The sequence below is a fragment of the Roseovarius aestuarii genome (assembly GCF_019966515.1).
GTDB lineage: Bacteria > Pseudomonadota > Alphaproteobacteria > Rhodobacterales > Rhodobacteraceae > Roseovarius > Roseovarius aestuarii.
The window spans coordinates 1-2,399 of sequence record NZ_JAIMIB010000057.1 but is presented as its reverse complement, the minus strand read 5'-3'; the positions used below and the strand labels follow the sequence as shown (position 1 = coordinate 2,399).

At 60.2% G+C, this 2,399-nt stretch carries 1 protein-coding gene; it reads right to left on the bottom strand.

The genetic code is table 11. From position 1 onward, the window contains the following. Window position 1: 1 nt before the first annotated feature. On the bottom strand, window positions 2-2,317 hold the full coding sequence (locus LC334_RS22970; RefSeq protein WP_085802637.1) for a calcium-binding protein: 2,316 nt from the start codon (window positions 2,315-2,317) through the stop codon (window positions 2-4). Window positions 2,318-2,399: the final 82 nt, after the last annotated feature.

Genomic DNA, 2,399 nt, shown 5'->3' with positions numbered 1-2,399 from the left:
TTTAGAATTGGAAGATGTCGGTTGTGATATCTGTGGGGGTGATGGAGTGTATCTCGACGATGCTTTGCCCGGCGACCTGCAGGTCCACGCCCTGCGCGGTGGTGAGCACGACAATATCGTCGAAATCGATGTCGAAGCCGGTGAGGTCCAGCATGTCCTCGGCCGTGTCGAAATCCAGGATCAGGTCGCTGCCGCCGCCGGGGTTGAAAACGAACCTGTCCTGCCCGTCGCCGCCGCTGAGCGTATCATTGCCCTGGCCGCCGGCAATCGTATCGTTTTGATCGCCGCCATGGATGACGTCATCCCCGGCACCGCCATCGACATCCACCTGTGCGGCATATGACAGCAGCCTGTCATTGCCATCGCCAAGCTGAATATCGGCCGATCCGAATTCCGCCAGGACGAAGTCATCGCCGGTGCCCGCATCTATCCGGGTCTCCGCACCGCCGAGGATGCGGATGAAATCATCGCCCAGACCGCTGTCGACCGACCCGGTCGTATCATCGGTGAAAATCGTATCGGCGAAATCGGAGCCGACGAAATTCTCCACACCCGAAAAACGGTCGATGGCACCGCTGCCATCCTCTTCAACAATGCCTTCGCGCGCATAGATGCGCACGCCCGCTCCGCTGGCCGAATAATCAAGCGTATCGTCGCCATTGCCCCCCTCGAACGTGTCCGAGCCGTTTCCCGCCTTGATCACGTCATTGCCGTCGCCCGCATCGATCAGGTCATCGCCATCGCCGCCCTCGATCGTGTCCATGCCGGCACCGCCGAATATCCGGTCGTCGCCCAGGCCACCGCCCAGCAGGTCATCGCCGTCAAAGCCCCTGAGCTTGTCCTGCCCGTCAAAACCCCAGAGCTCGTCCGCGTAAGCCGTGCCGTCAAGCGCGTCATTGGTCGCGATATCGTCATCGCCGAAAAGCTTCACACCGGTATCATTGGTGATGACGACCTGCACCACCTCGTAGGCGTCCAGCTTGAACTTGTAGCGGCCGCCATCGCCCAGATCGCCATTGCTGATCGCGGTCATTTGCGCGACCACGCGGTAATCTGTTGCCGCAGAGCCGTCAGCAGCCCCCAGCACCGTCGCGTGAATATGCGACCCCGCCTTCATGTAACCGCCCAGGTCAACCTTCAGGTCGATGGTTTTGCCAACCGCGGATGCCAGGTAGATAACGGTTTTGCCGTCACCCTCGAACACGTAGGTGCGGCCGATCTGAGTGCCGTTTCCGGCCCTGATCTTGTCACTCTGCGCCATGTCCACCGCCTGGGTGTCAACCAGTTCGCGGCGCATCATCCGGTAGAGATAGCCGGTCGATGTCAGGTAATCATCCCCCTCCTTGTTGCTCAGCCCCGCCGGACCGGGGGCCTGGGCGGTCCAGATCGCGGACAGGTCGACGCCATTTTCAAGCATGATGGAAAAGACATTGAGCAGCGCCACATTGCGCATCAATCCCGTGACGGATGTGTTGTCCGGGCCGTCACCGCCGATATTCCATTCCGTCACCACCAGATCAAGACCGGTCTGATCGGATACGTCCCAATGGTCGGCTATCTCGCCAAGGCGGCGATTGACGCCACCGCCAAGGATCAGCGGATTGCCAGAGCTGGTCGCAGCATAGAAATGCGAGATCAGGCCATCGACCGCATCCAGCTCGGCCTGTGTGAACTGCGCGGCGATTTCCTGGTTATCCTCGATACCATTGTCATCATCGTCGCCACGCCCGGCCTGGACATAGACACCGACATCCTGCCAGTCCGCATCCTGCCCGATCACCTCGTCGATCCAGGACGCGATCCTGCTCTGGACCTCGCCGAACTCGGCGGCACTCCAGCCGAACCGGTCCTGGTACCATTCATTCCCGATCTCGAACCCCCGGATCGCCGCATCGCCGTAATCGCCCGACAGGACGGCGTGAACGAAGGACTTGATGATCGCCTCGGCGGCCGGGTCGATCTGGCGTGTCACCTGATCGAAATACCGGTAGGTCGGCAGCACGATGACCGCCTCCGACCCGGATTGCGCCGCGAACTGCAGGAAATCCTGTATCGGCGTTACCGTCTTGTCGGCCCGGCCAAACGTGCTGGACTGAACCGTGGCAGTCGGGTTGGCGAGATCGAAATATTCCTCCGTCACCGTGCCGCCCGGATAGCGGATCAGGTCCACCCCGACACGGTCAATGACCTCGGGGAAGGTGCTGTCAGCCCCCACCCGGTCATGATGAAACAGGTAATTGGTCCCGAAATGCCCGGACCCGATCACGGACCCAACGGCATCCCCGCCCCGAAAAGTATAACTCGCCCGATAAGACATGCGCCCCCAAAAAACAGGCGCCCCCAAAGCAGCTTAAAACACACCCAAAATTAACAAACATAAAACCCAAAATACCAAAATA

Bases quoted from the DNA above. Each gene is read 5' to 3' on its own strand.
- LC334_RS22970 (WP_085802637.1), bottom strand. From the start codon at position 2,317: ATGTCTTATCGGGCGAGTTATACTTTTCGGGGCGGGGATGCCGTTGGG.